Source organism: Alkalihalobacillus pseudalcaliphilus (genome assembly GCF_028610675.1).
In the GTDB taxonomy this organism is placed as follows: Bacteria; Bacillota; Bacilli; order Bacillales; family Bacillaceae_D; genus Alkalihalobacillus; species Alkalihalobacillus pseudalcaliphilus.
Genome location: NZ_JAQQWS010000001.1, coordinates 1012099 through 1038624 on the forward strand (window position 1 = coordinate 1012099; position 26526 = coordinate 1038624).

29 protein-coding genes are annotated in these 26526 nt (G+C 38.1%); 8 read left to right on the forward strand and 21 right to left on the reverse strand.

Features of this window, described 5'->3' with window-relative positions:
* Window position 1: 1 nt before the first annotated feature.
* Together cydC and cydD are read right to left on the reverse strand one after the other, a co-directional pair.
* The gene (gene cydC, locus PQ479_RS05005) at window positions 2–1720 is read right to left on the reverse strand and encodes a thiol reductant ABC exporter subunit CydC (protein ID WP_047988747.1); all 1719 of its coding nucleotides are present in this window, start codon (window positions 1718–1720) and stop codon (window positions 2–4) included.
* Entirely contained in the window at window positions 1717–3444 is a 1728-nt protein-coding gene (gene cydD, locus PQ479_RS05010) for a thiol reductant ABC exporter subunit CydD (RefSeq protein ID WP_047988746.1), read from the reverse strand. Before cydD ends, cydC begins: the two co-directional genes overlap by 4 nt.
* 815 nt (window positions 3445–4259) lie before the next feature.
* Here cydD and PQ479_RS05015 point away from each other — a divergent pair.
* Together PQ479_RS05015 and PQ479_RS05020 are read left to right on the forward strand one after the other, a co-directional pair.
* The gene (locus tag PQ479_RS05015; RefSeq protein ID WP_047988745.1) at window positions 4260–4481 is read left to right on the forward strand and encodes a helix-turn-helix transcriptional regulator; all 222 of its coding nucleotides are present in this window, start codon (window positions 4260–4262) and stop codon (window positions 4479–4481) included.
* Window positions 4465–5223, forward strand: a complete 759-nt coding sequence (locus tag PQ479_RS05020; protein ID WP_047988744.1) for a hypothetical protein — start codon at window positions 4465–4467, stop codon at window positions 5221–5223. Before PQ479_RS05015 ends, PQ479_RS05020 begins: the two co-directional genes overlap by 17 nt.
* A gap of 64 nt (window positions 5224–5287) precedes the next feature.
* Here the strand turns inward: PQ479_RS05020 and PQ479_RS05025 are convergent, their stop codons facing one another.
* On the reverse strand, window positions 5288–5428 hold the full coding sequence (locus tag PQ479_RS05025; RefSeq protein ID WP_273716793.1) for a hypothetical protein: 141 nt from the start codon (window positions 5426–5428) through the stop codon (window positions 5288–5290).
* 208 nt (window positions 5429–5636) lie between these two features.
* On the opposite strand from PQ479_RS05025, the gene PQ479_RS05030 reads away from it, so the two are divergent.
* Entirely contained in the window at window positions 5637–6368 is a 732-nt protein-coding gene (locus tag PQ479_RS05030) for a hypothetical protein (RefSeq protein ID WP_047988743.1), read from the forward strand.
* Between the two features lie 54 nt (window positions 6369–6422).
* Here the strand turns inward: PQ479_RS05030 and PQ479_RS05035 are convergent, their stop codons facing one another.
* The 7 genes from PQ479_RS05035 to PQ479_RS05065 all read right to left on the reverse strand — a co-directional run bounded on the left by PQ479_RS05035 (window position 6423) and on the right by PQ479_RS05065 (window position 14280).
* Complete coding sequence (locus PQ479_RS05035; protein WP_047988742.1) at window positions 6423–6746, reverse strand: hypothetical protein; 324 nt, start codon at window positions 6744–6746, stop codon at window positions 6423–6425.
* Between the two features lie 151 nt (window positions 6747–6897).
* On the reverse strand, window positions 6898–8247 hold the full coding sequence (locus tag PQ479_RS05040; RefSeq protein WP_047988741.1) for a gluconate:H+ symporter: 1350 nt from the start codon (window positions 8245–8247) through the stop codon (window positions 6898–6900).
* 18 nt (window positions 8248–8265) lie between these two features.
* The gene (gene gntK / locus PQ479_RS05045; RefSeq protein WP_047989542.1) at window positions 8266–9801 is read right to left on the reverse strand and encodes a gluconokinase; all 1536 of its coding nucleotides are present in this window, start codon (window positions 9799–9801) and stop codon (window positions 8266–8268) included.
* A 209-nt stretch (window positions 9802–10010) separates the two neighbouring features.
* Window positions 10011–10502, reverse strand: a complete 492-nt coding sequence (locus tag PQ479_RS05050; RefSeq protein WP_053070392.1) for an NUDIX domain-containing protein — start codon at window positions 10500–10502, stop codon at window positions 10011–10013.
* A 597-nt stretch (window positions 10503–11099) separates the two neighbouring features.
* Complete coding sequence (locus PQ479_RS05055; protein ID WP_047988739.1) at window positions 11100–11303, reverse strand: class I SAM-dependent methyltransferase; 204 nt, start codon at window positions 11301–11303, stop codon at window positions 11100–11102.
* 764 nt (window positions 11304–12067) lie between these two features.
* On the reverse strand, window positions 12068–12622 hold the full coding sequence (locus PQ479_RS05060; RefSeq protein ID WP_047988738.1) for a GNAT family N-acetyltransferase: 555 nt from the start codon (window positions 12620–12622) through the stop codon (window positions 12068–12070).
* Between the two features lie 77 nt (window positions 12623–12699).
* Entirely contained in the window at window positions 12700–14280 is a 1581-nt protein-coding gene (locus PQ479_RS05065) for a tetratricopeptide repeat protein (protein ID WP_047988737.1), read from the reverse strand.
* 177 nt (window positions 14281–14457) lie between these two features.
* Here PQ479_RS05065 and PQ479_RS05070 point away from each other — a divergent pair, with 177 nt between their 5' ends.
* Window positions 14458–15372, forward strand: coding sequence for a TPR end-of-group domain-containing protein (locus PQ479_RS05070; protein WP_047988736.1), 915 nt, complete (start codon window positions 14458–14460; stop codon window positions 15370–15372).
* Between the two features lie 87 nt (window positions 15373–15459).
* On the opposite strand, the gene PQ479_RS05075 is transcribed toward PQ479_RS05070, so the two are convergent.
* Both PQ479_RS05075 and PQ479_RS05080 read right to left on the reverse strand, forming a co-directional pair.
* Window positions 15460–15789 carry an HIT domain-containing protein gene (locus PQ479_RS05075; RefSeq protein ID WP_047988735.1) on the reverse strand — a complete coding sequence of 110 codons (330 nt, stop codon included), beginning with the start codon at window positions 15787–15789 and terminating at the stop codon, window positions 15460–15462.
* A gap of 238 nt (window positions 15790–16027) precedes the next feature.
* Window positions 16028–16855: a tubby C-terminal domain-like protein gene (locus tag PQ479_RS05080; protein WP_047988734.1), complete on the reverse strand. Its 828-nt coding sequence runs from the start codon at window positions 16853–16855 to the stop codon at window positions 16028–16030.
* Between the two features lie 151 nt (window positions 16856–17006).
* Here PQ479_RS05080 and PQ479_RS05085 point away from each other — a divergent pair, with 151 nt between their 5' ends.
* Window positions 17007–17885, forward strand: a complete 879-nt coding sequence (locus PQ479_RS05085) for an aminoglycoside 6-adenylyltransferase (protein WP_047988733.1) — start codon at window positions 17007–17009, stop codon at window positions 17883–17885.
* An 18-nt stretch (window positions 17886–17903) separates the two neighbouring features.
* Here PQ479_RS05085 and PQ479_RS05090 read toward each other — a convergent pair whose 3' ends face one another.
* The 7 genes from PQ479_RS05090 to PQ479_RS05120 all read right to left on the reverse strand — a co-directional run bounded on the left by PQ479_RS05090 (window position 17904) and on the right by PQ479_RS05120 (window position 22114).
* The gene (locus tag PQ479_RS05090) at window positions 17904–18497 is read right to left on the reverse strand and encodes a hypothetical protein (RefSeq protein ID WP_047988732.1); all 594 of its coding nucleotides are present in this window, start codon (window positions 18495–18497) and stop codon (window positions 17904–17906) included.
* Window positions 18487–18972 (reverse strand): hypothetical protein, encoded by a 486-nt coding sequence (locus tag PQ479_RS05095; RefSeq protein ID WP_047988731.1) that lies wholly within the window; start codon window positions 18970–18972, stop codon window positions 18487–18489. The genes PQ479_RS05090 and PQ479_RS05095 overlap by 11 nt, the downstream gene beginning before the upstream one ends.
* Window positions 18973–19117: 145 nt before the next feature.
* Complete coding sequence (locus PQ479_RS05100) at window positions 19118–19657, reverse strand: GNAT family N-acetyltransferase (protein ID WP_047988730.1); 540 nt, start codon at window positions 19655–19657, stop codon at window positions 19118–19120.
* A 157-nt stretch (window positions 19658–19814) separates the two neighbouring features.
* Window positions 19815–20030 (reverse strand): hypothetical protein, encoded by a 216-nt coding sequence (locus PQ479_RS05105; protein ID WP_047988729.1) that lies wholly within the window; start codon window positions 20028–20030, stop codon window positions 19815–19817.
* Between the two features lie 210 nt (window positions 20031–20240).
* The gene (locus PQ479_RS05110; RefSeq protein WP_047988728.1) at window positions 20241–20837 is read right to left on the reverse strand and encodes a hypothetical protein; all 597 of its coding nucleotides are present in this window, start codon (window positions 20835–20837) and stop codon (window positions 20241–20243) included.
* A gap of 36 nt (window positions 20838–20873) precedes the next feature.
* Window positions 20874–21641: a GNAT family N-acetyltransferase gene (locus PQ479_RS05115; protein WP_047988727.1), complete on the reverse strand. Its 768-nt coding sequence runs from the start codon at window positions 21639–21641 to the stop codon at window positions 20874–20876.
* A 68-nt stretch (window positions 21642–21709) separates the two neighbouring features.
* Complete coding sequence (locus tag PQ479_RS05120) at window positions 21710–22114, reverse strand: VOC family protein (RefSeq protein ID WP_047988726.1); 405 nt, start codon at window positions 22112–22114, stop codon at window positions 21710–21712.
* 341 nt (window positions 22115–22455) lie between these two features.
* Between PQ479_RS05120 and rsgA the strand changes: the two genes are divergently transcribed.
* Window positions 22456–23508, forward strand: a complete 1053-nt coding sequence (rsgA, locus tag PQ479_RS05125; protein WP_047988725.1) for a ribosome small subunit-dependent GTPase A — start codon at window positions 22456–22458, stop codon at window positions 23506–23508.
* 156 nt (window positions 23509–23664) lie between these two features.
* Here rsgA and PQ479_RS05130 read toward each other — a convergent pair whose 3' ends face one another.
* Entirely contained in the window at window positions 23665–24216 is a 552-nt protein-coding gene (locus PQ479_RS05130; protein WP_047988724.1) for a GNAT family N-acetyltransferase, read from the reverse strand.
* Window positions 24217–24294: 78 nt separating this feature from the next.
* A complete protein-coding gene (locus PQ479_RS05135; RefSeq protein ID WP_047988723.1) occupies window positions 24295–24564 on the reverse strand; it encodes a hypothetical protein in 270 nt (89 codons plus the stop codon).
* Window positions 24565–24686: 122 nt separating this feature from the next.
* Here PQ479_RS05135 and PQ479_RS05140 point away from each other — a divergent pair, with 122 nt between their 5' ends.
* Both PQ479_RS05140 and PQ479_RS05145 read left to right on the forward strand, forming a co-directional pair.
* A complete protein-coding gene (locus PQ479_RS05140) occupies window positions 24687–25280 on the forward strand; it encodes a PIN domain-containing protein (RefSeq protein WP_047988722.1) in 594 nt (197 codons plus the stop codon).
* A 145-nt stretch (window positions 25281–25425) separates the two neighbouring features.
* Window positions 25426–26211 (forward strand): hypothetical protein, encoded by a 786-nt coding sequence (locus PQ479_RS05145; protein ID WP_047988721.1) that lies wholly within the window; start codon window positions 25426–25428, stop codon window positions 26209–26211.
* Window positions 26212–26526 lie beyond the last annotated feature (315 nt).

Genomic DNA, 26526 nt, shown 5'->3' on the forward strand with positions numbered 1-26526 from the left:
CTCAGACAACGTCACGTTCAATTGCTTTCATCTCTTTAAAGTATCCATTTCGGTTCATGAGTTCATCATAGCTACCGATTTCCACCACTTCACCATGATCCATGACGATGATTTGGTCCATTTGCTCAAGACCGGTTAAGCGATGACTGACAATAATAAGTGTCGCTTCTTCAGCCTCCTGCATCACTCGATCTAAGATCTTTTGTTCGGTAATAGCGTCCATGGAGGATGTCGGTTCATCTAATAACCATAACCCTGCCTTTTTTAGGAACAACCGTGCCAGCGCCAATCTTTGCTTTTCTCCCCCAGAAAGATTGGCTCCTCTTTCTTGAACAAGATCTTCTAATTTCATATTGGGTAATTCAGCCTGATGAAGGGCTTTATATATCGTTTCATCTTTTAAAGTGTCATCTGCTAACAATAAATTATCTCGAATCGTCCCATAGAAAAAATGATTAGATTGTAAAGTAAGATTACTCTTCTTCCATATCACTTCTGGCTCTACTGCATCTATCGAAACGTCACCTATTTTAATTTGACCATCGTTATTCTCATATAATTTTAGAATTAATTGAAGGATGGTCGTTTTCCCTGAACCACTTGCCCCAACAATAGCTGTTTTAGAGCCTGAAGCCAAGGTGAAATCGACATCATGAACCGCCGGTCTTAGCTCATTTTCATACTGAAACGTTACACCTTTAAACTGAATACTAGGAACCGCTTCAAGGCTTTTATGAACGATTCCAGCATTGACATTAATTACTCTATCTTGCTTTTTCCATATTCCTGATAACCGTGTTGCAGCTTGCTCACTCTCATGCAAATAATTAGGAAACAAGGACATTGCGCTGGTTTGCTCAAATAAAGTTAAGGAAATCATAAATAGTAGAGCAATCAAAACACCCTCTATCTGACCTGCAATCACTTGACTAGTAGCAAAAGCTAATACGATGACAGATATAAGTAAAGAAAGAAAACCGACAACGGATTCGCTCCATAATATGTTCACATTTGCTTTAGCTTGAGATTTTTCATACGTCTTTACAGCACGTACAAGATCTTTTTTTCGCTCGGTAGCTTGCTGATGAATGTGTAAGTCGCGATAACCATACAATAACTCCGTGAAATCAGACGAGAGTGCTCCTCGGTTTACTCTTACATGATGGTCGACACGTCTTTGTAAAAGAGTAAATACAACGGGTACAACAACGGTCAAAAGAAGCATACCCACTATAATAATGATAGCTGTACCCACTGAAAATAATGTCGTAAATAAAATGGTCGCAATCGTGACACTTGCCATGACAACGGGTGGGTAAAAGACGCGTAGAAAAAAGTTTTGCAAAGATTCAACGTCTCCAACAATTCGTGCTAACAGCTCCCCACTCCGATATTTTTGCAAAATCGTCGTCGATAAAGGCTCTATTTTTTCATAAACGAATACACGGATGTTACTTAACATCGTAAAAGTACCTCTATGTGAAAAAAACCTTTCACCATAACGACTTATCGCTGAAGTAATTCCAAGTAGTTTTACGATGGCAACGATGACCATTAATGTGTATAAAGGAGGTACGAGGGCAGCTTGAGAAATCATATACCCGCTGGCGGAAAACAAACCGATCGCCGTCATACCCGCTATAAATCCAAATAACATTGATAAGAAAATATCTCTTTTTTCTTTAAGCATGATTTTCATCACCATTTTAAGTGCTATCATAATGATTCCTGCCCCCCTCGTTGAATGATCAGCATTTCTTGGTACATTGGTTCATTAGCTACTAATTGCTCATGTGTGCCTATGGCACGGATCGAACCATGATCTAACAAGATTATTTTATCTGCAGAACGAATCGTATGAAGCCTATGAGCTACCGTAATCACAGTGGCTGATTGAGCTAACCTACTCATTGACTGTTGCAAAATTTGCTCCGTTCTTACATCTAATCCTGTCGTAGGTTCATCAAATAAAACGAGCTTTGGTTTTCTCAAAAATGCCCTTGCAAGGATAACCCGTTGCTTCTCACCACCAGACAATCCTCGCCCAGCCTCGCCTATTTTTGTTTCTATGCCATGCGGTAGCTTCTGTAGCCAATCCCATAACCCCGCTTCTTTAATAGCTTGTTTAATTTCCTCATCTGTATATGAATCAGTTTGACCGAGCGTGATATTTTCCAAAAGCGTTCCTGAAAATAAATAGGCATCTTGCGAGATATAACTTAATTGTGAGAACCAGGAAGTTTCTAAAATGGTTTCCTGACTTTGACCATTGATTTTGAAATGACCTTCCTGTATGGGAAAAATGCCTGCAATCACGTTCAGGAGTGTCGATTTTCCAGCACCCGTTGGACCAATAATCGCGACTCGTTCATTTGGCTCAACTGAAAATGTCATGGCTTGAGATTGAAAATGACCTTCTTGGTACCCGAAGCGAATATCGGTAAAATTGATCCTTGGGGGTCTGTGAGTCGTTATCTCTTTCTGTCCCCATAAGACCGGTTCGTGCTGTTCCGTCAGTAATTCTTGAATACTTTCTGCCGCTCCAGTACTTTGCTTTCCAGTATGAAAGGCCGAACCAAGCTCTTTCAGTTTAGTAAAAAATTCAGGTGCTAAAATAAGCATCAAAAAGCCTGTTGCAAAATTAGTATCCTGTAAAATAATCATTCGTAAGGCAATTTCTAATGCAATTAATCCAATACTAAGCATTGAGATAAACTCTAAGGCTAAGGAATTTGAAAAAGCGACCTTCAGCACATCCATGGTTGCATCACGGAAACGCAAGCTACTTTTTTGAATCTTTCCCTTCTGCTCTTTCGCCTTACCAAAAAGCTTCAGTGTTTGTAACCCTTGTAATGTATCTAAAAAAGTGCCCGAAAAGGCGGCCATTTGAGATAGCTGTTCTTTCGATTTCTCCCCTGTTTTTATACCGATAATAATCATAAAGATAGGAATAAATGGGGCCGTAACTAAAATAATGGCTGCGGTTGCCCAATGCTCAAACAAAATGACTAAGATAATTAATAAAGGCACAGTGACCGATTGGATCGCCTGCGGAATGTATTGACTATAATAACCATCTAATTCATCTACACCATCCATAAAATAACTCGTCTTTTTACCTGACTGGCCGCCTTTTGATATGAAAGCAGAGCGATTCGTAAAAAAGGCAAGTAAGCTCATCCGTACATCTGTCTTGATATGCCCAGCCATCGCAATGCCTAGACGTTTAATAAAGGCACGGAACATCGTTCTAGTAAGCAGTGCGAGTACTAATAATATAAAGAAATGTATAAGATCAAGATAATGAATTTGCTGTAAAAATACGCTATCAATGATAGTGACGATTAAGTACGCTTGGGCAATAATAGCTAGCCCCATCACGATGGAGAAAACCATCATTAATAGGAGGTAGCGCCGATAAGGTTTCATCCATTCTTTTAACATGGGCTAAAGCCCCCTTTCTCTCCTTATTGTAATTCCCTTAAATCAATAATTCTAATAGGAAGAGGCTAAAATTGATGATTGTACGATTTTCGCCATAGTTTTTTGTATGAAAGTGGACTTAGGTGTGATGGGTTGTGCCTTGAAGTTAGCTAATCCTCGGTTTCCTTGAGTAACGAACACATTCGGCTCTTCTTCAGTTTTTTACCCATGATCATGTCGAACAGCTTCCTTCATCGACAGATTCTTGACCTTTTTTACCCATGATCATGTCGACTGCTTCCTTCATCGACAGGTTCTTGACCTTTTTTGCTCATGATCATGTCGACCAACTTCCTTCATCGACAGGTTCTTGACCTTTTTTACCCATGATCATGTCGACCAGCTTCCTTCATCGACAGGTTCTTGACCTTTTTTACTTATGATTATGTCGACCAGCTTCCTTCATCGACAGGTTCTTGACCTTTTTTACCCATGATCATGTCGACTAGCTTCCTTCATCGACAGGTTCTTGACCTTTTTTGCTCATGATCATGTCGAACAGCTTCCTTCATCGACAGGTTCTTGACCTTTTTTACTTATGATCATGTCGAACAGCTTCCTTCATCGACAGGTCGCGGTGTTACCCACACTCATAATCATCCCTATTCATGCAGGCCTTTGATTCGTATACTTCTTTTGGCTCATATTTTCCATTCATGAACTTACTTATCTGTTGTTATGAATACTTGACATAATGTTAAGTATTGTTTACAATAATCCTATGTTAACTTTAATTAACATTTAGTCAATAATACTGTACATTCAAGGAGGGTTATATGCTTCGGAATCGTGTAAAAGAGTTACGTGCTAGGCATGGATTTTCTCAGACGGAGCTAGCTAATCGCGTTGGAGTTACGAGGCAAACCATAGGTTTTATTGAAAAAGGTGAATTCTCACCCTCCATTGCTTTATCCTTACGATTAGCCAAGCACTTAGAGATGAGAGTAGATGAATTATTTTGGTTAGAAGGAGAGGATTCAGATGAAGAACAATCATGATTTCCGCTTACAAATTCCGTTATGGAATATGGCCTTAATGGCTTCGCTAATGATATTCAGCTTCGGCTTTATCTATTATGTAGAGCTTGCTGTTTTTAACACCAATGAATTGTTCCGTTTTATCAATGGTACTGTGGTTATTCAATGGAATGTCCCTGCAACCATTTCTTTAGTATTAGGGGCTGTTTCACTGATTACGATATTAACTCTATACCTGTATAAGGTCACGCAACATAATCGGAATTTTCCAGATAAGGCGATTAATACGTTTTCCTTTATTCAATTACCCGAATTTTTAGATGATGATGAAATGCTAGAGCAAGTGACGAAACAAGCAACTCGAAAGGTATATATCCTCTATTCACAGGCTCTTCCTTTTCTAGTCATTCTTATGTGGATACCTTTACCACGTTACGTATTTATTGTGTATATTATTTTAGTGATCATGATTCATCACTACATTTATTATCGAGATATCCAAAAATATATTCGAGGTCACTACCAATTTCAATTGTTATCGAGAAAGAAAAATACAAACTTCTCGAAAATCATTTGGACATTTGCGATTAGTTATTTAATTGTAGCAGGTGGTATAGCAGGCTTCCTTTTTTATCAACACCAAAATTCTGAAGAAAATCTCGCAAAGTTTGATGCGTGCTTGCAAGAAGGAAAATCAGCTTATTTTGAATCTGGAGGATTCTTTTCCTCAAGTAAAGTTACTTGCGACGACTCTGAATCATGAAAAAATCGGGATGCTATTCCCGATTTTTTTCTCGTTTATTCGAATATCCGACCCTCTCCATTACTTAAGTACCATTCTCCTTCAATTTCACATAATCATTCACCCTCACTGCAATAGCCAACGTGTAAGCAGCAATCATACCTAATAAAATATTCCCCAAAATGAGCCCAATAATGGCACCAACAAACCCATACAAAACTAACATCATAGCATTCACCTGCATTTCCTTTTAGATCCTATACCCCTCATATAAGAATAAAAACATAAATTTCATCCGACAAACGTACAAGTTATGCTGAATTTCTACGTAAGACAAGCACCTTTTTCAAAAAGATTAATATGCTTTATACGTACTGAATTTTGTTAGTATAACTTTCATTCATAATAAACATAAGAAAGGAAGAAAAATCACCATGAAAACTTGGCTCTTCACCACTTTTATTATGGTAGCGACTATTCTTTTGGGCTGCACACCCATAAGTAAAGAAGATGTTTTACTTAAGTTGTCTGACCATGCCAAATATATTGAAACCTATGTGATTGAGAATGAATTATCCCTTCATACGAAAGCGGCTAACAGTTATAAGGAACAACTTGGACAACTTACCATTAAGGGAGAGATTAACCTTAAAGAAAGCAAAGGTTTTATTGAAATGTATGAAGACTATTCATCAGGAACTTATGAAACCTTTGCTTATTTTAACGGTACTGATTATGCGGTTAACTGGTATGGAGACGGTTGGTCTACAGATATGGGGGCTGTCGCAAACTTACACACATACTTCCTTACCGATTATCATTTACTCATTCAAGCCATTGAATTAATTGAAATGAACGATGATGCCGTTTTAATCGATATGGAGGACTATTATTCCCTCACCTTAGATGCACCAACGACTCAACCATTTGAAAGTTTTGCCCGTTCCTTAGGTATTACGTTAAATGAGGAACTGATTTCGGATATGTCTGTCACATTAGAAATTGAACAGCATACCTTTTTCTTAACCAAAATCACGTTTATGGTTAGAGAAGAAATCGATGGCATTCAGCACGAGACTGTCATTCAAATAACGTATTCCCAAATAAATGAACCACTTCAAATAAAAAAGCCCTTTCAAATAGAGGCACAAGAAATAAGTCTTTAGCTATGCTCAGCTAAAGACTTTTTTCTAAATCATAAGAAATCATCGGTTCTCTCTTTAACCAACTGAAACAATCAACAACATAATCCATAATGGTGTAATCATCACAAAGACTGACTTTAATATACTCATCCCATCATGGCCATTCTTACATAACATAAGTCCACTAACCAACATATAAACCGGATGAAGAAAAATAATAATGACAACCATTCTCACAACATCTGCAGCCCTATTGAATTCAATGAAACCAAATACTGTTAAAAGGATAAATCCGATTTCCACAAGTGCTACCGCAAAGAAGCTCACCCAAAACCACTTAGGAAAATGCATCGTATGACCCCCTGTCATATCTATAAATACCTCAACTTTTTCTATCATTCAATGAACACCTTCATTAATATTCCACCTCCAATTTATTTTTTCCTCTTTTTAACTGTACAACTAAAAATATCTGTTCAAAATCCATAAATAAAAACCCCTCACGTGTAATGGAACGACACATCAAGGGGTATCATCGTACATTTTCTTCCTATACAATCATACTTAACAATAATACAAAAGCTAACCCACTAATCGAAATCACCGTTTCTAAAACCGTCCATGTTGCAAAGGTTTCTTTAATCGTTAGACCAAACGATTCTTTAATAATCCAAAAGCCCGTATCATTAACGTGAGATGCGATGATACTACCAGCCCCGGTCGCTAGAACCATTAAGGCCAAATTCACATCAGACCCTTGCATTAAAGGAATGACAAGACCGGCTGTTGTTAATGCTGCCACCGTGGCAGAGCCTTGAGCAACCCGTAGCACAGCCGCAATTAACCACGCTAAGATTAATGGTGAAATCGTACTTCCCTCAAAGATATGAGCGACATAATCACCAACACCACCATCCAATAATACTTGCTTTAATGCTCCACCTGCCCCAATAATTAAGAGCATCATTCCTATCGCTTTAATGGAATTCTCTGCTGACTTCATGACATCCTTCATTGGAATCTTTCGAGCAATACCCATCGTATAAACAGCGAGTAAGATGGATAATAACATGACAGTTGAAGGTGCACCAATCATTGCAATAAAATCAAAGAACCAATTGCCGCCACCAAACGATTCCTCTAATAAAGAAACAACCGTTGCAGCTGCCATTAAGATAACAGGGAATAAAGCAGTGAACGCACTAATACCAAATCCAGGTGTTTCCTCTAATTTAAACTGCTTCGCATCACCAATTTCAGTCATACTTCCTCCACCCATTTTTTCAAAGGCTGATGGAATATATTTCTTTGCCACTTTCGTAAAAATAGGACCTGCAATAATTGTTGTAGGAATGGCCACGATAAACCCGTAAAGTAAAACCAAACCAACATTTGCTCCGAATTCCTGAGCAATCACAGTAGGCCCTGGGTGCGGTGGTAAAAAGCCATGTGTGACTGACAAAGCCGCAACCATTGGTAGGCCTAAGTATAATATAGGCATTTTTACTTGTTTCGCAATTTGGAAAATGATAGGGATTAATAAAACGAGGCCCACTTCAAAAAATAAAGCAACCCCTATAATAAAGGAGGCCACTACGATAGCCCATTGGATGTTTTTTTCACCAAATTTATCAATCAATGTCATGGCGATCCGCTGTGCCCCTCCGGCATCAGCAATTAATTTACCGAGCATTGCCCCTAGTCCAAATACAAGAGCAATACCAGCCAATGTACCGCCCAGTCCACTTTCAATCGAACCAACAATGTCACTTAATGGCATTCCTAAAAGTAGAGCAATAATAAAAGAAACAACAATAAGTGATATAAACGTATTTAACTTAAATTTCATAATCAAAATTAATAATATAACAACACCTAACGCTACAATTAATAAAGGCATTTAATCACATCCCACATTTTATTTCGTTTCATCTAATTTTCTTTGATAAATAGCCATTTGCTGATACTCTTTCTCTAAAGAGCGAGAGACATTGATAAAAATCGGAATGAGCTGCCGATAATGCTCAACATGAGACCGATTCGGTTTATGCTTGAATGAATTCCCAACTAAATCCTCAACAACCTCTAGGCTAGCAATTTTTTCGAAACGATATAATCCTAACATGCATGCACCTAGGCAAGATGATTCAAAGCTTTCAGGAACTTCAACCGACGTATCAAAAATATCAGACATCATTTGGCGCCAAACCTCGGATCTTGCAAAGCCACCTGTCGCTTTTATACTTGCAACTTCTCCATCCATCGCTTCAACTAAAGCTAAATAAACCGTGTATAAGTTAAAAATTACGCCTTCAAGGGCAGCACGTATCATATGTTCTTTTTTATGACTTAACGTGAGACCGAAAAACGACCCTCTTACGTCCGGATTCCATAATGGAGCTCGCTCCCCAGCTAAAAAAGGATGAAATAATAATCCATTTGCTCCAGGGACAACACGCTCGGCAATTCTCGTTAATACTTCATATGGATCAATACCTAACCTTTTCGCTGTCTCAACCTCACTAGCGGCTAGTTCATCTCGAATCCATCTAAGAACAACACCGCCATTGTTCACAGGTCCACCTATAACCCAATGATTTTCTGTTAAGGCATAACAAAAAGTTCTACCTTTTGGATCCGTTTTTGGCTCAGATATAACCGTTCTAATAGCACCACTTGTCCCAATCGTAATCGCCACGTCACCTTTTTTTATCGCATTGACACCAATATTGGATAACACACCGTCACTTGCCCCTATAATAAATGGCGTTGTATGTAATATTCCTAGCTTTTGGGCCCACTGTTGATGACAATTTGAAAAGAACTCCGTAGTCGGCACCAGCCGAGAAAGTTGATTTTCATGAATTCCCGCAACGTCTAAAGCCTGCTTGTCCCAAGCTAGCTCTTTTAAATTAAATAGACCCGTGGCAGAGGCGATCGAATAATCAACGACATATTCATCAAAAAGCCGATAAAAAATGAATTCTTTAATACCAATATATTTATGAGCTGCCCTTGCAATATCTGGTCTATCATTGGTTAACCATGTAATTTTACTAAGAGGGGACATTGGGTGGATAGGCGTACCTGTTTTTAAATAGATCGAATGACCATCCCACTCTTCTTTGATTTTCTTCGACCACTTCGCACTACGATTATCCGCCCAAGTAATGCAGTTAGTAATAGGTTGATGGTGCCCGTCGATCACAATGAGGCTATGCATCGCACTACTAAAAGAAACAAACAGTAAGTCTTCTTTAGGAATATTAGAGCTTCTCATTACCTCTTCGATCGCTTTCATGACTGCTTCGAAAATATTCTCTGGATCTTGTTCAGCTGTAGATATATCTGGCGTAAAAAGCTCATACCCATGATTCGCATCAGCCATCACTTCACCATTCGTTTTATACAAAACAGCCTTCGTACTCGTTGTCCCAATATCTACACCAATCATATATTTTGGATTGTTCTCCAAACTTCTCACACTCCTAATTACATCATTGTTTCAATCAAGAAATTGCTTTTCTATGATTCTAAAGTACCATCACTTACTTTTGAAAGCATAATAGAGCATCTCTTCATGCGATGCTCTATTATAAAGACAAATTATACGCTTCTGTTATCAAAATTTCTACCAATACGATCAAATTAAGGTCGTATTGACTATATGGATCTCAGTGCAGCTTGTAGGATCTGATTTTTCGATAATTCATGGTCATTACTCCATCTACCAACCTCTACCGGCTTGACCCATTTACGTGAACTCGCCTCAAACATGCCTTGATAGTCTAGGCACTCTGTCACAGTCATTCGATAAAAAGCCTGGTAAGCAATCATCGGATATTTTCCATTCGGATTGAATCTTTCATTGTCTCGATGACTAACTTCTAGACAACCAAGATAATCGATGATTCCTTTCACATAACCCTCTTCATAAACTTCACGGTGGATAGCCTCTTCTAATGTTTCCCCAACTTCAATATGTCCACCAGGATAATTGTAGCCACGACCTTTAATATAAGATAATAAAACATGTCCCCCCCATAAACAAACACTATGTACACTCGTTACGACCATGTCTTGTGTAATCTTTTTATGCGGCATCCAAGTCAACCTTACTCTTCCTACTTCCCAATCAACATAAACAGATTCCATCTCACTTTCCTCCCATTCCTCAAACATTATCTTAACTGGTTTTAGCTATGTTGACTTAATACCAGCACAGTCACCTCCAAAATTCAACCCATTTCGGCCGTATGGACTTTGTCTTGAGTTGCAGACTCATCCAGAATCACTTGGCCTTGTATGAGATTCGTGTTCCTCGGGGCAGAAGTTTGCCGCTAGCTTCCTTCAGGTAATCAAGTTGCCTTGAGCTACTGTTACTGCTGCCTTCACAGTTTGGGATTTTCACCCTAGAGCCTGCATCCTTGCCAGGCACACAACGTATAAAAGACTGCTTGTTAGTGAGCAGTCTTTTTACAAATGAACAACACAAAGAAAATCATTTTGTCCCATTTAGTAACTATTAACCTTTTTTCCGATCCATCACTTCAATTCCACCATGATAGCGTGGGTCTCCATGACTTAAATCTAGGGCATATTATTTATTAAAAACAATCGTTTCAAAGTTCAAAAAATAACTAGTAAGCTCTTCCTCAATCATCTCATTATTGGCTCTATTTCTTTTAGAACTAAGGTCACTTTTATCAAAGGCTTTAATATAAATGAATCCGTCTTTTTTTAAGAACCTCTTCACCCGAGAAAATATTGAGAACATTCGAAAAAAATAATGAGTGAATATTGCTCTTCTTGCCAGTCAAAAGACTGAATATCACTTGTATAACTCTTCATAGTAAGTCCGTTCTGTTCAATGTATGCTTGACAACGTGAAAAAGCCGTTTTCGCATAATCGACACCTACTACCTCATAACCCTTTATGAGCAAAGTATAAAGCATTTCTATCTTCGCCCATTCCCATGTCGAGTCCTGTACCTTCCTTAGGGATTAGCTCCAAATAATTAATAAGTACTGAGTTTGGCTTAAATCCACATAAGCTTTCTTATTCTTGATATTGTTTTTCCCAGTTCAAATGTCTAGTCTCCTTTTATATGAAAGTTACTTAAAGCTTATGTACGGAGCGTTAATTACCGCTACCGAAAATTATGCTCCGCGTGCTATGAAGTGGTGCCGAACTAACTAGCTTCGCTAGTGGATTTCGGCTCTTCCACTACGTCCCATGGGAGTCTCCGCATGTTTTCGTCCGCTGGGCTACGGGCTACTGCCGATTCTCAAGTTAAAATCATTCTTACAAAAATTATTAAAATGAATAAGAACAAAAAACAAAGTGAATCAAAAGCCGCCAGTTAAAGGCAAACGCCACTTTCGTGTTTGTTGGTGGTAAAGTAAATAGGTCTTTGCCATGTAGATTTTGTATGAAGTTAAAAGTAAGCATTCCCTACAACACTATGGCTCTTTTCCACCGCTTATGTTGTTACTTCCCGGCATTTCCTACAACACTACGGCTCTTTTCTTCAGCTTATGTTGTTACTTCTCCACAGGCTGGCACTGGATTACCCGACAAATCCTGCAGGACCACCAGTCTAATGCCCTGAGTATGAGGACTAAGGGGTTGATTTTTTGCCCCTATAAACCTGTTCATTTATAATGTTGGCCTTCTGCCACATCTTACACAAGCCTTGGCCTACTTCCATCCACTAGTCTCAAAGATTTTGATAGTAGATTTCATAATCATGCCATGCATCGTATTCTTTCGAAAATTGCCTTCTTGTGCACTCATGTTTAAATCCTACTTTTTCTGCCAATTTTATTGAAGGCGTATTGTCTGGCAATATATGAAGTTCGATTCGATGATAGTTTAATTGTTGTTTGCATAAAAGAAGTGCAGCTTGTACAGCCTCGCTTCCATAGCCTTTACGCCAATGTTGATTATGGATGGAATATCCTAGCATGCCCCAGTCGTAATCCATGCGTAAAATCGTATAAACTTCAATTTTTCCCACATGAGCTCCATCACTCTTTCGGAAAACGCCTAACTGATAAAAACGATCTTCTAGCTGAGCTAGTTCGAAACCAGTAACCCAATCTTCAAACCATGCTTTATTGGAAGCCTCCAAATTACTTGGCCTTCCATCATCATGGTGATGCAAAGAAGGATAACGCTGTGAAAAACCTAGAAACCATTGCTCGTAATCGTTCTTTTCTAATGGCCGTATCATTAATCGCTCTGTTTCTATCATGAATTCTTTATTTCCCATTGATTCACATACCTTTCACCCGTTAACGACAAAAAATGAAGCCCCCCTAATTGCATGGCACAACAAGTCCCTTGTCTTTATTCAATTGGTAATTCTTCTAATAAAACCTCTAAATACATCCGTTCTTCACTTACAACATCATCATATTTTGTTAGAATCGCTTCAATAAACCACTTTTGCTCACGTTCACTAGAGAAATAACCACTTTGTATAAATTGGTAGTAAGCCTTGTAGGGATTATCATCATCCATTTCTTCATCAATCTGATAAAGTAAATCTAAATAGGCATGATACTGAGGGTGTTCAATACGACTTAACCCCTCTTCCATTACTTGAATCGCCATCGAAAGATTATCAACCAAATAAGCGGTCGATACGTAGTAATAACGGTGAATATTAGTAGGGTCTAGTTGTAAAGCCTGATTGTAAGCTCCTACAGCCAGATACGTATGTCCCTCTTCTAAATAAATGGTACCCAATTGTTCATATGCTTGGACAGCATGTGGAATCGTCTTAATAATGTCTCGCAAATGATTTTTACGTTCTTCTATCGTTTCGTGCGTTTGTGGTGAATGTAACCATTGACCTGCAAATTCATACACCGTAAAAAAGTGAGACGTATAATCGTCTAACGATTCTCCTACAATTACTTCAAAAGCCTCTTCTAAAGGAATTTCATACATATGTGCTGCTAACCTTTGTAAAAAGTCATCCCCTTGCTGCTTCAATAAAGAATTCAACAACGTACCCGTTTGATGATAAATATGGTAAGGGTATTCTAGATGCTTGTTCCAACCTCTTTCATGTTGAAGCTCTCTAAAATTGGCAACCTCAAACCTCGGATCAAATTCAATGGCTCTTTCTTCGTTTTCCAAAGCAACACTTATACCTTCAACAAACCATTCTGGTACATAATCAGGATCATCAAACAGTGAATACGTTAAATGATGGATATATTCGTGGGCCAAAATCAAATCAAAAGATTCTTCACCAATATTCGTTTGAATCGGTACATGTATGGAATCAGAATAAGGTTGATAAAGACCGTAGACATTGGCATTTTCATTAGGCAATTGGTAAGAATGCTCATAAAATACAACGATTTCTGGAAATGAATTCATCACACCAAAGTATTGCTCCCAATCTGATTCTCTTTCAACTATTAATGTTTCTAACGCCAAGATGGCTTCTTCTGCACGTGCCAAGTCCATATTGTAATAGTACGTTACATCACCTTTTTCAATGCTTGAGAATGCCAAATAGGCATCATCCACATACTTCCCTTGAATCATTAAGGCATATTCCTTTGCCAATTCAAATCGCTCCGAGGTGCTTGGTACAGCATTAAATCCGTGCTGTTGCTTATAAATATCTCCTAATGCACCTTGCATACCGGTTACCATCGTCATCACCGCAACAATAGCTACGGTGAATACAAGCAAAAACAAATTATGATACCACTTTTGGATAGGATGGAATGTTAATCGAAAGAATCCAAGCAAAGCAAAAATAATGACAAAAAAGCTGACACCACTGACAAGCTCTAAGAAAAATACTTGTAAATCGTATGGTAGGATAAAGCTTAATAAAGCGATCACCAAACTACTCGTCAGTACAATACCGATAAACCATGCTGTGCTAATCAAGAATGCTCGCACACTCTTATTCCCCTTTATTTTCAAATTTTCATGTATATTAAATAATAGATTTGCCCCGACTATACTATAAATCACTGAAAATTCATAGATTTATTGGAACTTTTGTAGGAATTCTGTTGTTTTATATTCTATTTACATAAATAAATGTTATAATTTTCAAAAAAGTGGAGGTGAAAGATGAATCCTACCTTTCATCAGCTTCAAGTCGAATTGTTTAAATTATTTAATGAACAGAAGTTTCATGAAGTAGACAAGCATATTGAAGAAGTGGAGAGACTTTACCCCAAACGCCAGGAAAAAACGCTATTTTGGAAGGCGTGTGCCGCTGCCCGTCAGGGAAAAATAGAGCGTGCAATTTCCACTTTATATAATGGAATTGAAAATGGGATATGGTGGAATCGATATACATTAACAAATGATCCCGATTTAACTAGCCTACAAAGTGAAGACACATTCAAACAACTCATTGAAGAATGTGATCATATGTTCAAACAGGAGCAAAAAATAAGCCGTACACAATTACATGTATATGGAAATCCTGATGCTGATACGAGTATTTTTACTTTGCATTGGCGTGGTTCCAATAATCATGACTTTGCCCCTTATTGGCTAGATGAAAAGACAGAGAATTACCAATTCGCATTCTTGCAATCTTCCCAAATTTACGGGTACCAATCATACTGCTGGGATAACCAGTCACAAGCAAATGATGATATTGCAACAAATCTCCAAACTTACATAAGTGAAAATAAACAAAGGAAGGTCGTCATCGCAGGGGCTTCACAAGGTGGTAAGCTTGCGATACAAACCGCTTTAAGTAATCAATTTTCAGAGGTCAACCAGTTCATCGCCGTCATACCTTCTATAAGTGATTTGACTAGCTTTGAAACACTTATCACCGAGGTGACACACCCGATCAAAGGCTATATCATCACGGGAGATAAGGATCCTTTTTATCAGCAGACGGTCACACTTTTTGAGCGTTTTAAAGACACAAATATTGACTGCCAACTTCTCGTCAAACAGGAATTAGGTCATTATTTTCCACAAGATTTCCCTTCGCTTCTCTCAATTGCTTTAAAGCAAATGTAAATCACTGACTAAAAACATGACAAACCCCCTACATGAATGGTGTATAGGGGGTCTTACGTATTCCGTTCAGTTATTTTTTTACCAATACTACCTCAACTTTTCACCCGATAAAATATGCCAATGTAAATGCTTAGAATCTTGATATTCACCTAGATTGGTGAGGACCCGACACGCCCCATGTTCTTCTGTAACATCTGCAGCCACTTTTCGTATGACCGATAATAATTCTAATAAAATACCTTGTTCGCCTTCCTCCAAGGTGATCAGTGAATGAATATGTTTTTTGGGAATCGCCACAATATGCACAGGCCAATAAGGCTTTGTATGGTAATAAGCTAGGACATTTTCTGTTTCCATAACGATATCTACTTTCGTTTTCCCACTTAATACTTCATCACAATAAAAATCTTCTGGCATTTTATCCGCCCCTTCATTTTCGTTCATAACAATCACTCAATTAGACGTAAGGAGGGAAGGCAAGGTTTCATTAAACATGAACGTTCGTGCAAACACGGAGCACTACTCTCCCCTACCAAAAATAAGGCTCCGTGTCCTGTGAGGAATTAAATGGGCATTCGACTCGCCATGTTAGTTTACTTTGAAAGATTAATGAGTGATGAAGATCATTAAAATTTCCGGAATAGATGTTACATTCTTAGCGGCTATTCCCTACTTTCACAATGGCTTGCTGATACATACCTACTTTCTCAATAAAAGATAGTTGCCCTGGCATACGGTCATCTAATTCATGCTTACGTCCGCGATTGCCTTCTTTACCTTTTCCTTTGATTCCAAGAAACGTTCGGTTAGCCATTAAAATCACAGGTCCGTCGTTTTCTTCTTTAATTTCTGTCTCTCGGCTAAGTCTTGGACTGATTACCTCATATTGAGGGCCGCCCTGTGGTTGATATAAGAATAACATTTGATTTTCCAATTGTTTTCTTGAAATTTTGGCTGTTTCAAACTTGGCATGCTCTTCATTATTTTTGTAAACAATCCATCTGTCACGCCAAAGCGATTGACGCATCGGTATATGTTCAAAATAAATCGTATCACCTGTAATATGGTCTTTAACCTCCACGTTACGATAATCAATAAACCCGAGTAATGACACCCATTTCTCAAAGCTATTCTTAAATCGAAACTGAAAGCTTGCTACTGCTTGCTTATTTTCATTAAAAATTTGGACTGGATGGTTATGAATCATCCAAAATGGCTCTTGGTAAGCGTATTCACCTTCATCTAAAGTCTCCGTCGCTAATTTCTCAAACTGATTTTCCCCTTTTGCACGTTCGATCGCCTGTTTCCGAGAACGCATTTTGAAGTAAAAGCGAACACCCGTACCAATGACAACGACACCTAAAATCGCTACAACCGTTAAATAAATATCAGATAGCGGTTCATTTTGTATCGAAGCACGGATTGGCTCTGCAATAATAAATACGATACTTGCTAAAAGAATCGCTAACATTCTTGAATTCATTGACGACAACTCCTTGTAAAACTTTTATCACTAAATCATACGAAAACAACCATTATATAGACGTATCCCTTCTTTTGACCTAGCCTAAACCTCTCAATCACACTATACTATTAACAAGAGCTATAATCATAGGACTCAGTAGGGGGAAAGTATGCGAACATATCAAGAAATGCTTGAAACTATTTTAACTGTGGCAACCCATGATCGAAGAATTCTTGCGGTTTATATGAACGGTTCACGAACAAATCCAGCGATCCAGCCAGACCTTTTTCAAGATTACGATATTGTTTATGTCGTGACAGAAATAAAACCTTTTATAACGGATAAAAGCTGGATTACGCCTTTCGGAGAACGATTAATGCTGCAAGAACCTGATTTAAACTTTTCAACAGGGGCTTCAACATTTACACATACGTATGCATACCAAATGCTTTTTACAGATGGAAACCGGATCGATTTACGTCTAAAAACGCCAGAAGAAATGGAACGTACGTATTCTAGTGATACACTTAATCAACCCTTACTTGACCCACATTCACTACTCCCGAAAATGCCTAATGCGAATCATTCAATGTACGTAATTAAACCACCGACTGAATTAGAGTTTGATAGCTTCACAAATAATTTTTGGTGGTGCTTACAAAATGTAGCGAAAGCCCTTTGGCGCAAAGAACTACCATATGCCAAAGCGATGTATGAGGCGACATCACGAGACTCCCTTCACCGAATGATGGAATGGTGGATTGGTATACAACATGACTTTCAAGTATCAACTGGTGCATTAGGAAAACATTATCAAAAATATATGCCTACGACACTCTGGGAGCGTTACGCCTCAACTTATACAGGACCTGATTACGAAGAAATGTGGGATTCAATTTTTACGATAGCCGAGTTATTTCGAGAGCTATCCCTTACCGTTGCCTCTCATTTTGATTTTAAATACCCTTTCCAAGATGAGCAAAATATGATCAAATACTTACAACAGGTTCGCTTTTTACCTGACTACGCCACACGTATCTTTTTATAGTTGCTATGTAAATCTTACTCATTCAACCTCATCAAAGTATCGAACGTTATCCATTCGGGGATGCTCGTATTCATAGAGTACGTCCCCTTCTTCATTTAACCCTCGATAGCTTCTCAAGACTTCATAAGACCTTCCACCTTTCCATACGACTAAAAATAATTGTTGATCATTAACGGGCTCTTGTAATGTCTCGTGATCTAATTCCACTTCAATCACATCAATTTCAGGGTCAGAAACATAACCTCCCATGTACGATATAGCAGGTTCACCCTTGAAAGAACTACCAAAAATATGTGTGATCGCTTCCTCTGAGTTCTTCTTTATACCACCACCGTTACGATGTTGCCAGAAAATCCCCCACTTTCGCTCAACATGTGAGGCAGAAAACCAATCTTTATATGTAGACAAATAAATAATGCTAGAATTTACTTTTCTCTCATCAATAATGTCGGATGGTCCATAATGCATCGACTTTTCCGAATACCTGAGCGTATTCTCTGGTGAGAGATATTGAAAATAGACAAGATAGGGAGAATATAGAAGGACACAAGCTACTAACAGCCCTGCAATTCCCCATTTTATGTATTCTTTTCTCTTTCCCTTATGAGCCATGATCACCGTCCCCTTTCGTTAATATAATTTTCTCTTCTACCAAACGGTCATATCTTTCTACTCTTACTATCACATACTCTGTCTCTTTTGAAAGTGGCTCAAATGAAAGACGATGGACGGCTTTATATCCTAAATATGTGCTACTTGACGATGAGAAAGCGGCTTCATTACCTTGGTCATCAATAAGTGTCATATTCTCACCACCAAAAGACCACCCTCCACGCAAATTATTACTTGAATTGATGTGTACAAAAGAGGAGTCCTCATACAGACCCAGAGTCTTCACATGAAAGCTACGATGTTCAAAGTCAATCTCTTCATCTAGTGAATAAGAGTTCACATCAGAAGCGGCTAATCGTTCGCGCGTTTCTTTAGAAAGTTCAGAGGTAAATACACCGATAACAATTCCTAGTATGTGAGGAAGTAGAAGTAAAATGGAGATAATAATGATGAATGTTCGTATTTTCTTTAACACGAAATATAGCCCTCCTTATTAAGTAATCCGTGTACCATCCTAACATATCTACCTCTGAAAATGTTGTCATTTTCCAAGATTATTAATTTTATACAAAAAAAAAGAATAGCTTTTACAGCTACTCTTTTTGTGTGTGTTACCATATTCAATTATCGATATGCTCCCACTCTTCACGTAAAATCCCCATCCGAATCGAATCATAATAAGTTTCGTTATAATACCTCACTTTTCGAATGCGTGCCTCCATCATCATGCCAAGTTTCTCAGCGGCCCTAATCATGCGCTTATTTCCAGACCACGTCGTTAAACCAACACGCTCAAGAGGCATTGTTGTAAAAAGATGATTCATCCACAATCGTAGGGCCCGTGTGCCAAGCCCTTTTCCCCAATCGGTACCGCGGTAAAAGATAATTCCCATCTCAAGCCACTTCTTTTGAGCATCCTCATAATAATAAGATACGGTTCCACAAATCTGTTCATCAATCGTAATTATCCAAACATCCTCAGCATCTACCCACTGATCCGCATCTTTCATAAATGCTTCAAAAGGTATTGCTTGATGTGGAAAATAAGGGGCATCCCATTTTTTCCATTCTGGGTTATCTTCTTTATAAATAAGCTCCCATAACACAGGTAAATCTTCAGTTTGAATAGGTCGAATTTTCAGTTCTTGTTCGCTATACATTCTTTTCCTCTTTTCAATTTTTGAATTCTGACACTTAGATTGAAAAGAAGAATATCTCATTTCTTTACTTTTCAATCACCTGATAAGCCTGGATCTGTTTCATCTTCCTCACTCCTTTATATTAGCTATCTATAAGTTTACCATATTTATCCTAACTTTACCTTGGTCGATTTTGATTATTCTCTTTAATTTCCTTTTGTGTCTCTGATTGCGAGCTGTCATCTCCATAAAGGAAAAATGAGGTCACAAGGAATAATCCGCCACCCATTACTTTGATTGGCCATTCTAAGAAGTGATCACTGAGCAAAAAGTGACTCCCTAATAGAAGGATCGGTCCGAGGATTAATAGAGTTGTATAAATGATTAGTTTCAATGGTTTGTCTCCTTTTATATGAACGTGTATCTAGTGACGATGGTTAGTGCCTTGAAGTTAGCTCGTCATCCATCTCGTGATAAATGACCTTAACAGGATACTGCTCCCTTTTTGTGCGTGCGACTCCTAATGGTGATGGAGTTGTAAACGGGCCAACTGTTTAAATAGTCGCCACTACGTCCTTCGGGAGTCTGCCTATATTTTCTTCCGCTATAGCTCTTTTAACGCTTGTTTTTGAGCAGCTTTGGCTCTTTTGATTCCTTGTGGATTATTGATTTTTTCTAGGATGCTTAATGCTTGCTCGCCATATTGGATAATTTCTTCTTTTGATCGTTTCGTATATCCTGCGTTGGCTAAATCTGCTTGGATAATCCAATACCAGCCTAATCCTTGCTGATGGTCAACCGTGTTGCCTGTTCGAAATACAGCCTTGGCTTTTTCTAGATAGTCTAGCCCTTTTTCTTTTTCGCCAGTTGAGATTTTCTGTACACCTGTCGAAAATAATGATTGAGCAAAAGCGATTTCGTCTCCTGATTTTTCCGCATAAAAAAGCTCTGATTGGTTTGCTTGCTCAGCCTCGCTTATCCTTTGCATGGCACGTAGCATGCTTGCTTTTCTTAAATATATTTGTGCTAACTCTTTATAAATCAAATCTTGGTTCATTGATGTGTTTGTTTCTCGCTCGAGATGACTTAGCTTCATTTCAACTTCTTCATAAACCTTTAATGCTTGCTCATACAATTCTTTTTGTTCATATTGAATTAATGCTACTTTTATTTTCTCTTGTAGTACTTCTAATTCAGACAAGTAAACAACACCTTTCTTAATTGGTTTTTCAAGAGCCTATTCTTCTAGTAGTGCCTTTATTTTCTTGTACGCCGTTCGAGCTGTTAATCGATGGAAGCTTATCAATTTCCCTTTAAATAGAACATGATAAATTCCGTAGGGAGTCGGTGCCAATTCTTTTATATCCTCTGAGGTTTTTAAATCAATAACAGTAAGCGGAATCCCTATTTGCTCAGCCGCGATTCTTACATTTTCGGTTGCCACCTCGACATAAGGACATTGAAATGAACGAAGGATGGTTAAATCTTGATAGATATTCGTGCGTTCCTTCCAATTTGTCGGAAAATACGGATTGTTGTCCGTTTCTGTACATTTGTAAACAAACAGCTCGAACTCATCTAGTGCTTCATCGACCTTAACAAAGCCATTTTTGATAAAAACCTCTTTGCTCGGGGCCCAACCTGTTTGGTTATTAGTAACAACTACTACACCTTTCTGTTGTTTTTCTTTCGCTTCACTTATACATGTTTGGATTAACTGGCTCCCATAACCAGCTTGGTTATCTGATACCCAAAGGCAATGAATAACGATATAACCGTCCGCATAGATGGCCCGTGATGCATTTTCACTTTCGGTATATTCAATGAACCCTTTTTGTTTTTTCCCTTCTAAGATTTGGACATATCTTAAGCCAACTTCAAGTTCTTGCTTAAGCCAGTTTTGTTTCCTTTGATAGCCGTTCGTTTGTTTCATGCTACGCAAGCAGTAGCTTCCAACTCCGTCGAGTATTTCTACGGTTGTGTCTACGATATTTACTTCTGGCATTATTTATATTCACCCCTTTTTTAAATAAAAGTTACATTAGGTTGACTACTTATCGTTACTAGGAATGACTAGATTTCGGTTGGAGCTACGATTTCTACTTTCATTCGATCTGGGTCTTCGAAATAGACGGCATAATGTTCGGGTCCTCCTGCATAAGGATGCTTATTTTCATATAAGATCGGAAAACCGCGTTTTATCAACTCTTCCGTAAATTGGTCCACTTGTTGCTTAGATTCTGCTGAAAACGCCAAATGATTTAACCCCACCCGACAGCGATGATAACTTATCTTTGAATACTTTTCTTGTACCTGAACAAATACTAGATATGTTGAACCCAGCTTCCAACTTTGCCCTTCCTCCCACTCTTGAAAAGGCTCATATCCAAGCTCCTCTAACAGCCAGCCCCAGAATTGCTTACTTTTCGTTAAATCAGAAACATATAACTCAATATGATGTATCATCCCTTTAGCCATAGCAACCTCCAACTTTCAAAAAATTCAATTATTTCCTGAGCAATAATATTTTCTATATTTTCAATCATTTCCCTACTTTCTAAATTAACACAATTCTACTCTTTACACATGGAATTATTTAATATATGATGTAAAATATAAAATAAGAGAGAAGGTGATGGCTATGTCAATTTTACGTATAGAAACACAACCACATGTAAAAATAGGATACCATCATCACCTTTTAATAAAGAACTAGCGTTTATTACGTATGTAATCTTAGTTTCGTATGCAAAAGTTTGGATGATGGGAACCATTGTTCAAGCTTTTTTATTATGCATACAAATTAGGAGGAAACAATCTTGAATTTATTACAAAAACGTTTAGCTTATAAAGATGAATTGAATTATACAGGTGAAGAAAAACTCCTTGCTCGTGTTATTACCGAACAAAAGGGTCGATACACCGTAGAAACATTAACTGGTACCGCTTCAGCTGTTGTAAAAGGGAAAATGCATCACGACGCCAAGTCACGTATGGACTTTCCAGCTGTTGGTGATTGGGTAGTACTTCGTGATGTAACGACGACAGATGATGTTATTATTGATGAAATTTTACCTCGTTACAGTAGCATTTCGCGTCAAGTCGCTGGTTTACAAACGGACATACAAATTATTGCAACAAATGTAACAAAGGTTTTAATTGTAATGAGCGCCGAAGAACCTTTAAACCCTCGAAAAATAGAGCGCTATTTAACGGCAGTTTGGGAAAGTGGAGCCACTCCATTTCTCGTATTTTCAAAAGCAGATCTAGCTGATGACCCTAACAATCATAAGCAAGAGGCTGAGTCCATCTCACTCGGTGTTCCGGTCATCATTTGGAGTTCAGCCACTGAGTTGGGAAAAGAAGACCTGCAAAGACTTATTCAGCCAGATGATACCGTCGTCTTAATGGGTAGCTCTGGTGTTGGTAAATCAACACTGATTAATGCTCTTTTAAATGAAGAGATTCAAAAGACAGGATCCGTACGCGACGATGATAAAAGGGGACGCCATACAACGACACATAGGGAGTTATTACTATTACCAGAAGGTGGCGTGATTATTGATACTCCCGGCATGCGCGAATGGCAATTATGGGCAGAAGACGCTGATAGTTTAGCTGGATCATTTGCTGACATTTCTGCTCTGACCGATCATTGCCGTTTTGCCGATTGCTCTCATAAAAGTGAACCAGGATGTGCGATTAAAGAAGCACGATCCACTGGAGAATTAGATGAGAGTAGATGGCAAAGTTACGTAAAACTGCAACGTGAACTTGCCTATGCGGCCCGAAAACAGAATGCTCGTCTTGCCTCCGCTGAAAAAAAGAAATGGAAACAAATGACGCAAGTTCACAAGAAAATCAAATATTGATCAAAAAATCACCAAGTCTCAAGTGTTGTGAGACTTGGTGATTTTTTTCGTTTTAATGGACTTTAAATACCATTACGGCGTCATTCCATTCGCTTCCTTTATAATATACTTTTGTCTTCATATTTAATTAATGAAACCTCTAAATTTAATGCTGATTCACTCATATTTCTCCTGCCAATCAGTGGTCAACATGCTATACGTTAAAATATCTTCATAATGGTCGTATAACCATTGTGCCTCTCGTTTTCTTCCTTCTAATGAAAATCCAATTTTTTCCGGAATGGAACAACTTCTTTTATTACTAGCAGCCGTTTGAATTTCCACACGATTTAGTGCTAATTCACCAAAAACATACGTTAACAAGGTGCCAACAGCATGAGTGATAATCCCTTTTCCTTGCTCTTTTTCAGATAAGAAATAACCGATACTCGTTGAACGATTTTTCCAGTCAATTTCATGTAAGGCGATCATACCTACTAATCTACCTTGATAACGTATTCCAGCATCAAAGCCGTTATTCTCCGCATAGCGATACAGCCAGAGCTTAATAATCGGTCCCATATCTTCTGCGGATTGTCTTTTATCGACCCAAAGTAGCCATTTTCTTAGGTGCTCACGATTTTGGTCAATGAGTTGATACAATTCTTCTTTTTGATGTTGTTGAATTAATTCGATGGTTATATCGTTGTTTACTTGAAGTGTGAACATGGCATAGGCTCCTTTTGTTGGTGTGCAGTGAATCCGCTTCGCAATTGCATTTTGTATAGAGTTAACTACGCTAGATGTTTACTTTTTGTATATTTTCTTGACAATATATTGAATAAATAAAAGAATAATTGCCACTGCTATGATGGCGAACCCGATGAGCAAATAGGCAATTCCCTCAAAGCCAAATAAAACAAATGATAAGGAAGTAACAACCGACCCAATTCCAATTATCAAAAAATAGAAAGACTTCATCCACTGCTTTTCTTTTAAACTTTGAAACATGTAACTTCCAAAAAAGAAAATAAAACCTATCGTGACCGCTACAGCCACCAATTGTTCAATATCCATGTCGGTCTCCTTTCAATTTCTATTCCATACCTTTTTATCCTCTTCCACCACGAACTAACTTGCTGATGCTTTTCCAAACAACCATTAACTTGCTATAATAGGAAAAAGTGAGGAGGCTATCTATGAAACAGTATATGCTCGATACGAACTGTATTCGCTATCAAGTTAATAAAAACAGAACATTAAAACGTGCCTCTAAGCGATTTTTCCAAATGGTTGAACAAGAAAAAGAGAGCGATTCTGTGCGTTTAGTTATACCAGAAGAAGTGAAAGAAGAGCTCATTAACCAAACATATGGATTTCGTGAAGTATTTGATAATGAACCAGAGCTTGCTAATATCAAACATTTCTTACCACAATTACCTGTCATTAAGAATAATATTAATTATGAAGAAGAGAAAATAATTCGACGGCTAGCAGCACTTGTCACAACGAGATTTCGTCAACCTTTAATCGCTGAGATCGATAAAAATTTTCGGTTCCCACAAGCGTCTGACGCCAGAATTCTTGGATCAGCATTAAAAACAGACTCGATCTTAGTCACGAACAATACAAGGGAATTCATCTTATTATTGTTCCTTGTCCCTCCACAGTCAAACAGGTTGTATGATTTAGAAAAAGCCGACTATCTCCACATTTCTACTTCTCTTTATAATCTCGTCTGGAAGGATGAAGAGTTCCTGGAACTTTATCAAGCGTTTAGACAATTGTCCTAACTTGAAATCGCTACTTACTTTAAAACGTAAGTAGTTTTTTTGATACACCGCTTTCATAATTTTACTATATTTATCGAATTGGTAAAGCTATTCCTTCAAAATATTGCTATAATTGTAACTATTACTGATAGTTAGGTGGCTTACCATGAAGAAACTAAAGATTCTATTATTTATCTTATCTGGTTGCTTCTTTTTATTGATCAGCGTGTTCCTTTTATTCCCTCTCTCTAATCCTTTAGAGCCATATGATACTCTGGATCGTACCTTAAGTAGTGTTAAAAATAAGGATGTTTTGACCTATACAGCAAATGTCGTTCATTATGAAATGAATAAGGTTCAGTTTTATAGATGGACTGCACCTGATTTTGAATACCCTCGTCTTAACGAGTATAAGATTCTTTACGGTGAAAATGTATCAGATAATCAATTTGACTTCCATATTCTACTTCATTATGAAGATCACTCCCGTAGTGAATGGATGACTCTCTATAAGTTTAATAATGGCTGGAAGGTTATTCACGATCCTTATTCATCTTTGTTTCCTGGGGAGCAACTCTTCCATACTCCTTTCTATAATTTCTCTAGTTCTTCAGAAGCAGTTGATGTTATTTTTCAAGCAATAGAAACACAAGATCATCATGCACTGCCTTATTTCTTAGTTGATTATATGGGTCGTTCCGAAAAGGAAGTTGCCACGATTTTTCATGATTTTTTTGAAAATTCACCATCCGTTTCTTATCAGAGAATAAATAGTAAAACGATTGAAGTAGAAGAGTCGTATGTTTTTACATATGAAATTACGCTTGAGGATCGTAATCCTGAACAAGTGACATTTCAAGTTGATTGGGTGGAAGAGCGTTGGCAAGTCCTCACAAATTTAATGGATGTCTTTGAAGATTTCAATGTGACTTCGACAGTTATTTATGATTAAAGAGATTAGCTAGTGTGGCTAGTCTTTTTTGTATGAAAGTTACTAAAAGCTCATGTGCTCTTCTTCGAAGATCGCTCCGGGAATGGGGGGCACGCTTTCCGCAGGCGGGCGCTGAGCTAATCGGCTACGCCGCTGGATCTCAGCCTGCCCTTCCCTCCTGCAGGAGTCGGCCTCCCCATTCCCTCCGCTCGGGTTGGTGCAGGCTTCTTGCTTCATACACTTCTCATACAAAATAGATGAATGAAATGTAATAAAAACTAACAAATACCATAAAGCAAAGACATATGAACAAAAAGCCACCAGTTAAAGAGCAAA

What these genes read in the sequence shown, in the direction of transcription:
- cydC (WP_047988747.1), bottom strand. Translation starts at nt 1,720, where the DNA reads ATGATAGCACTTAAAATGGTGATGAAAATCATGCTTAAAGAAAAAAGA.
- cydD (WP_047988746.1), bottom strand. Translation starts at nt 3,444, where the DNA reads ATGTTAAAAGAATGGATGAAACCTTATCGGCGCTACCTCCTATTAATG.
- PQ479_RS05015 (WP_047988745.1), top strand. Translation starts at nt 4,260, where the DNA reads ATGCTTCGGAATCGTGTAAAAGAGTTACGTGCTAGGCATGGATTTTCT.
- PQ479_RS05020 (WP_047988744.1), top strand. Translation starts at nt 4,465, where the DNA reads ATGAAGAACAATCATGATTTCCGCTTACAAATTCCGTTATGGAATATG.
- PQ479_RS05025 (WP_273716793.1), bottom strand. Translation starts at nt 5,428, where the DNA reads ATGTTAGTTTTGTATGGGTTTGTTGGTGCCATTATTGGGCTCATTTTG.
- PQ479_RS05030 (WP_047988743.1), top strand. Translation starts at nt 5,637, where the DNA reads ATGAAAACTTGGCTCTTCACCACTTTTATTATGGTAGCGACTATTCTT.
- PQ479_RS05035 (WP_047988742.1), bottom strand. Translation starts at nt 6,746, where the DNA reads ATGATAGAAAAAGTTGAGGTATTTATAGATATGACAGGGGGTCATACG.
- PQ479_RS05040 (WP_047988741.1), bottom strand. Translation starts at nt 8,247, where the DNA reads ATGCCTTTATTAATTGTAGCGTTAGGTGTTGTTATATTATTAATTTTG.
- gntK (WP_047989542.1), bottom strand. Translation starts at nt 9,801, where the DNA reads ATGATTGGTGTAGATATTGGGACAACGAGTACGAAGGCTGTTTTGTAT.
- PQ479_RS05050 (WP_053070392.1), bottom strand. Translation starts at nt 10,502, where the DNA reads ATGGAATCTGTTTATGTTGATTGGGAAGTAGGAAGAGTAAGGTTGACT.
- PQ479_RS05055 (WP_047988739.1), bottom strand. Translation starts at nt 11,303, where the DNA reads ATGCTTTATACTTTGCTCATAAAGGGTTATGAGGTAGTAGGTGTCGAT.
- PQ479_RS05060 (WP_047988738.1), bottom strand. Translation starts at nt 12,622, where the DNA reads ATGGGAAATAAAGAATTCATGATAGAAACAGAGCGATTAATGATACGG.
- PQ479_RS05070 (WP_047988736.1), top strand. Translation starts at nt 14,458, where the DNA reads ATGAATCCTACCTTTCATCAGCTTCAAGTCGAATTGTTTAAATTATTT.
- PQ479_RS05075 (WP_047988735.1), bottom strand. Translation starts at nt 15,789, where the DNA reads ATGCCAGAAGATTTTTATTGTGATGAAGTATTAAGTGGGAAAACGAAA.
- PQ479_RS05080 (WP_047988734.1), bottom strand. Translation starts at nt 16,855, where the DNA reads ATGAATTCAAGAATGTTAGCGATTCTTTTAGCAAGTATCGTATTTATT.
- PQ479_RS05085 (WP_047988733.1), top strand. Translation starts at nt 17,007, where the DNA reads ATGCGAACATATCAAGAAATGCTTGAAACTATTTTAACTGTGGCAACC.
- PQ479_RS05090 (WP_047988732.1), bottom strand. Translation starts at nt 18,497, where the DNA reads ATGGCTCATAAGGGAAAGAGAAAAGAATACATAAAATGGGGAATTGCA.
- PQ479_RS05100 (WP_047988730.1), bottom strand. Translation starts at nt 19,657, where the DNA reads ATGTATAGCGAACAAGAACTGAAAATTCGACCTATTCAAACTGAAGAT.
- PQ479_RS05115 (WP_047988727.1), bottom strand. Translation starts at nt 21,641, where the DNA reads ATGCCAGAAGTAAATATCGTAGACACAACCGTAGAAATACTCGACGGA.
- PQ479_RS05120 (WP_047988726.1), bottom strand. Translation starts at nt 22,114, where the DNA reads ATGGCTAAAGGGATGATACATCATATTGAGTTATATGTTTCTGATTTA.
- PQ479_RS05130 (WP_047988724.1), bottom strand. Translation starts at nt 24,216, where the DNA reads ATGTTCACACTTCAAGTAAACAACGATATAACCATCGAATTAATTCAA.
- PQ479_RS05135 (WP_047988723.1), bottom strand. Translation starts at nt 24,564, where the DNA reads ATGGATATTGAACAATTGGTGGCTGTAGCGGTCACGATAGGTTTTATT.
- PQ479_RS05140 (WP_047988722.1), top strand. Translation starts at nt 24,687, where the DNA reads ATGAAACAGTATATGCTCGATACGAACTGTATTCGCTATCAAGTTAAT.
- PQ479_RS05145 (WP_047988721.1), top strand. Translation starts at nt 25,426, where the DNA reads ATGAAGAAACTAAAGATTCTATTATTTATCTTATCTGGTTGCTTCTTT.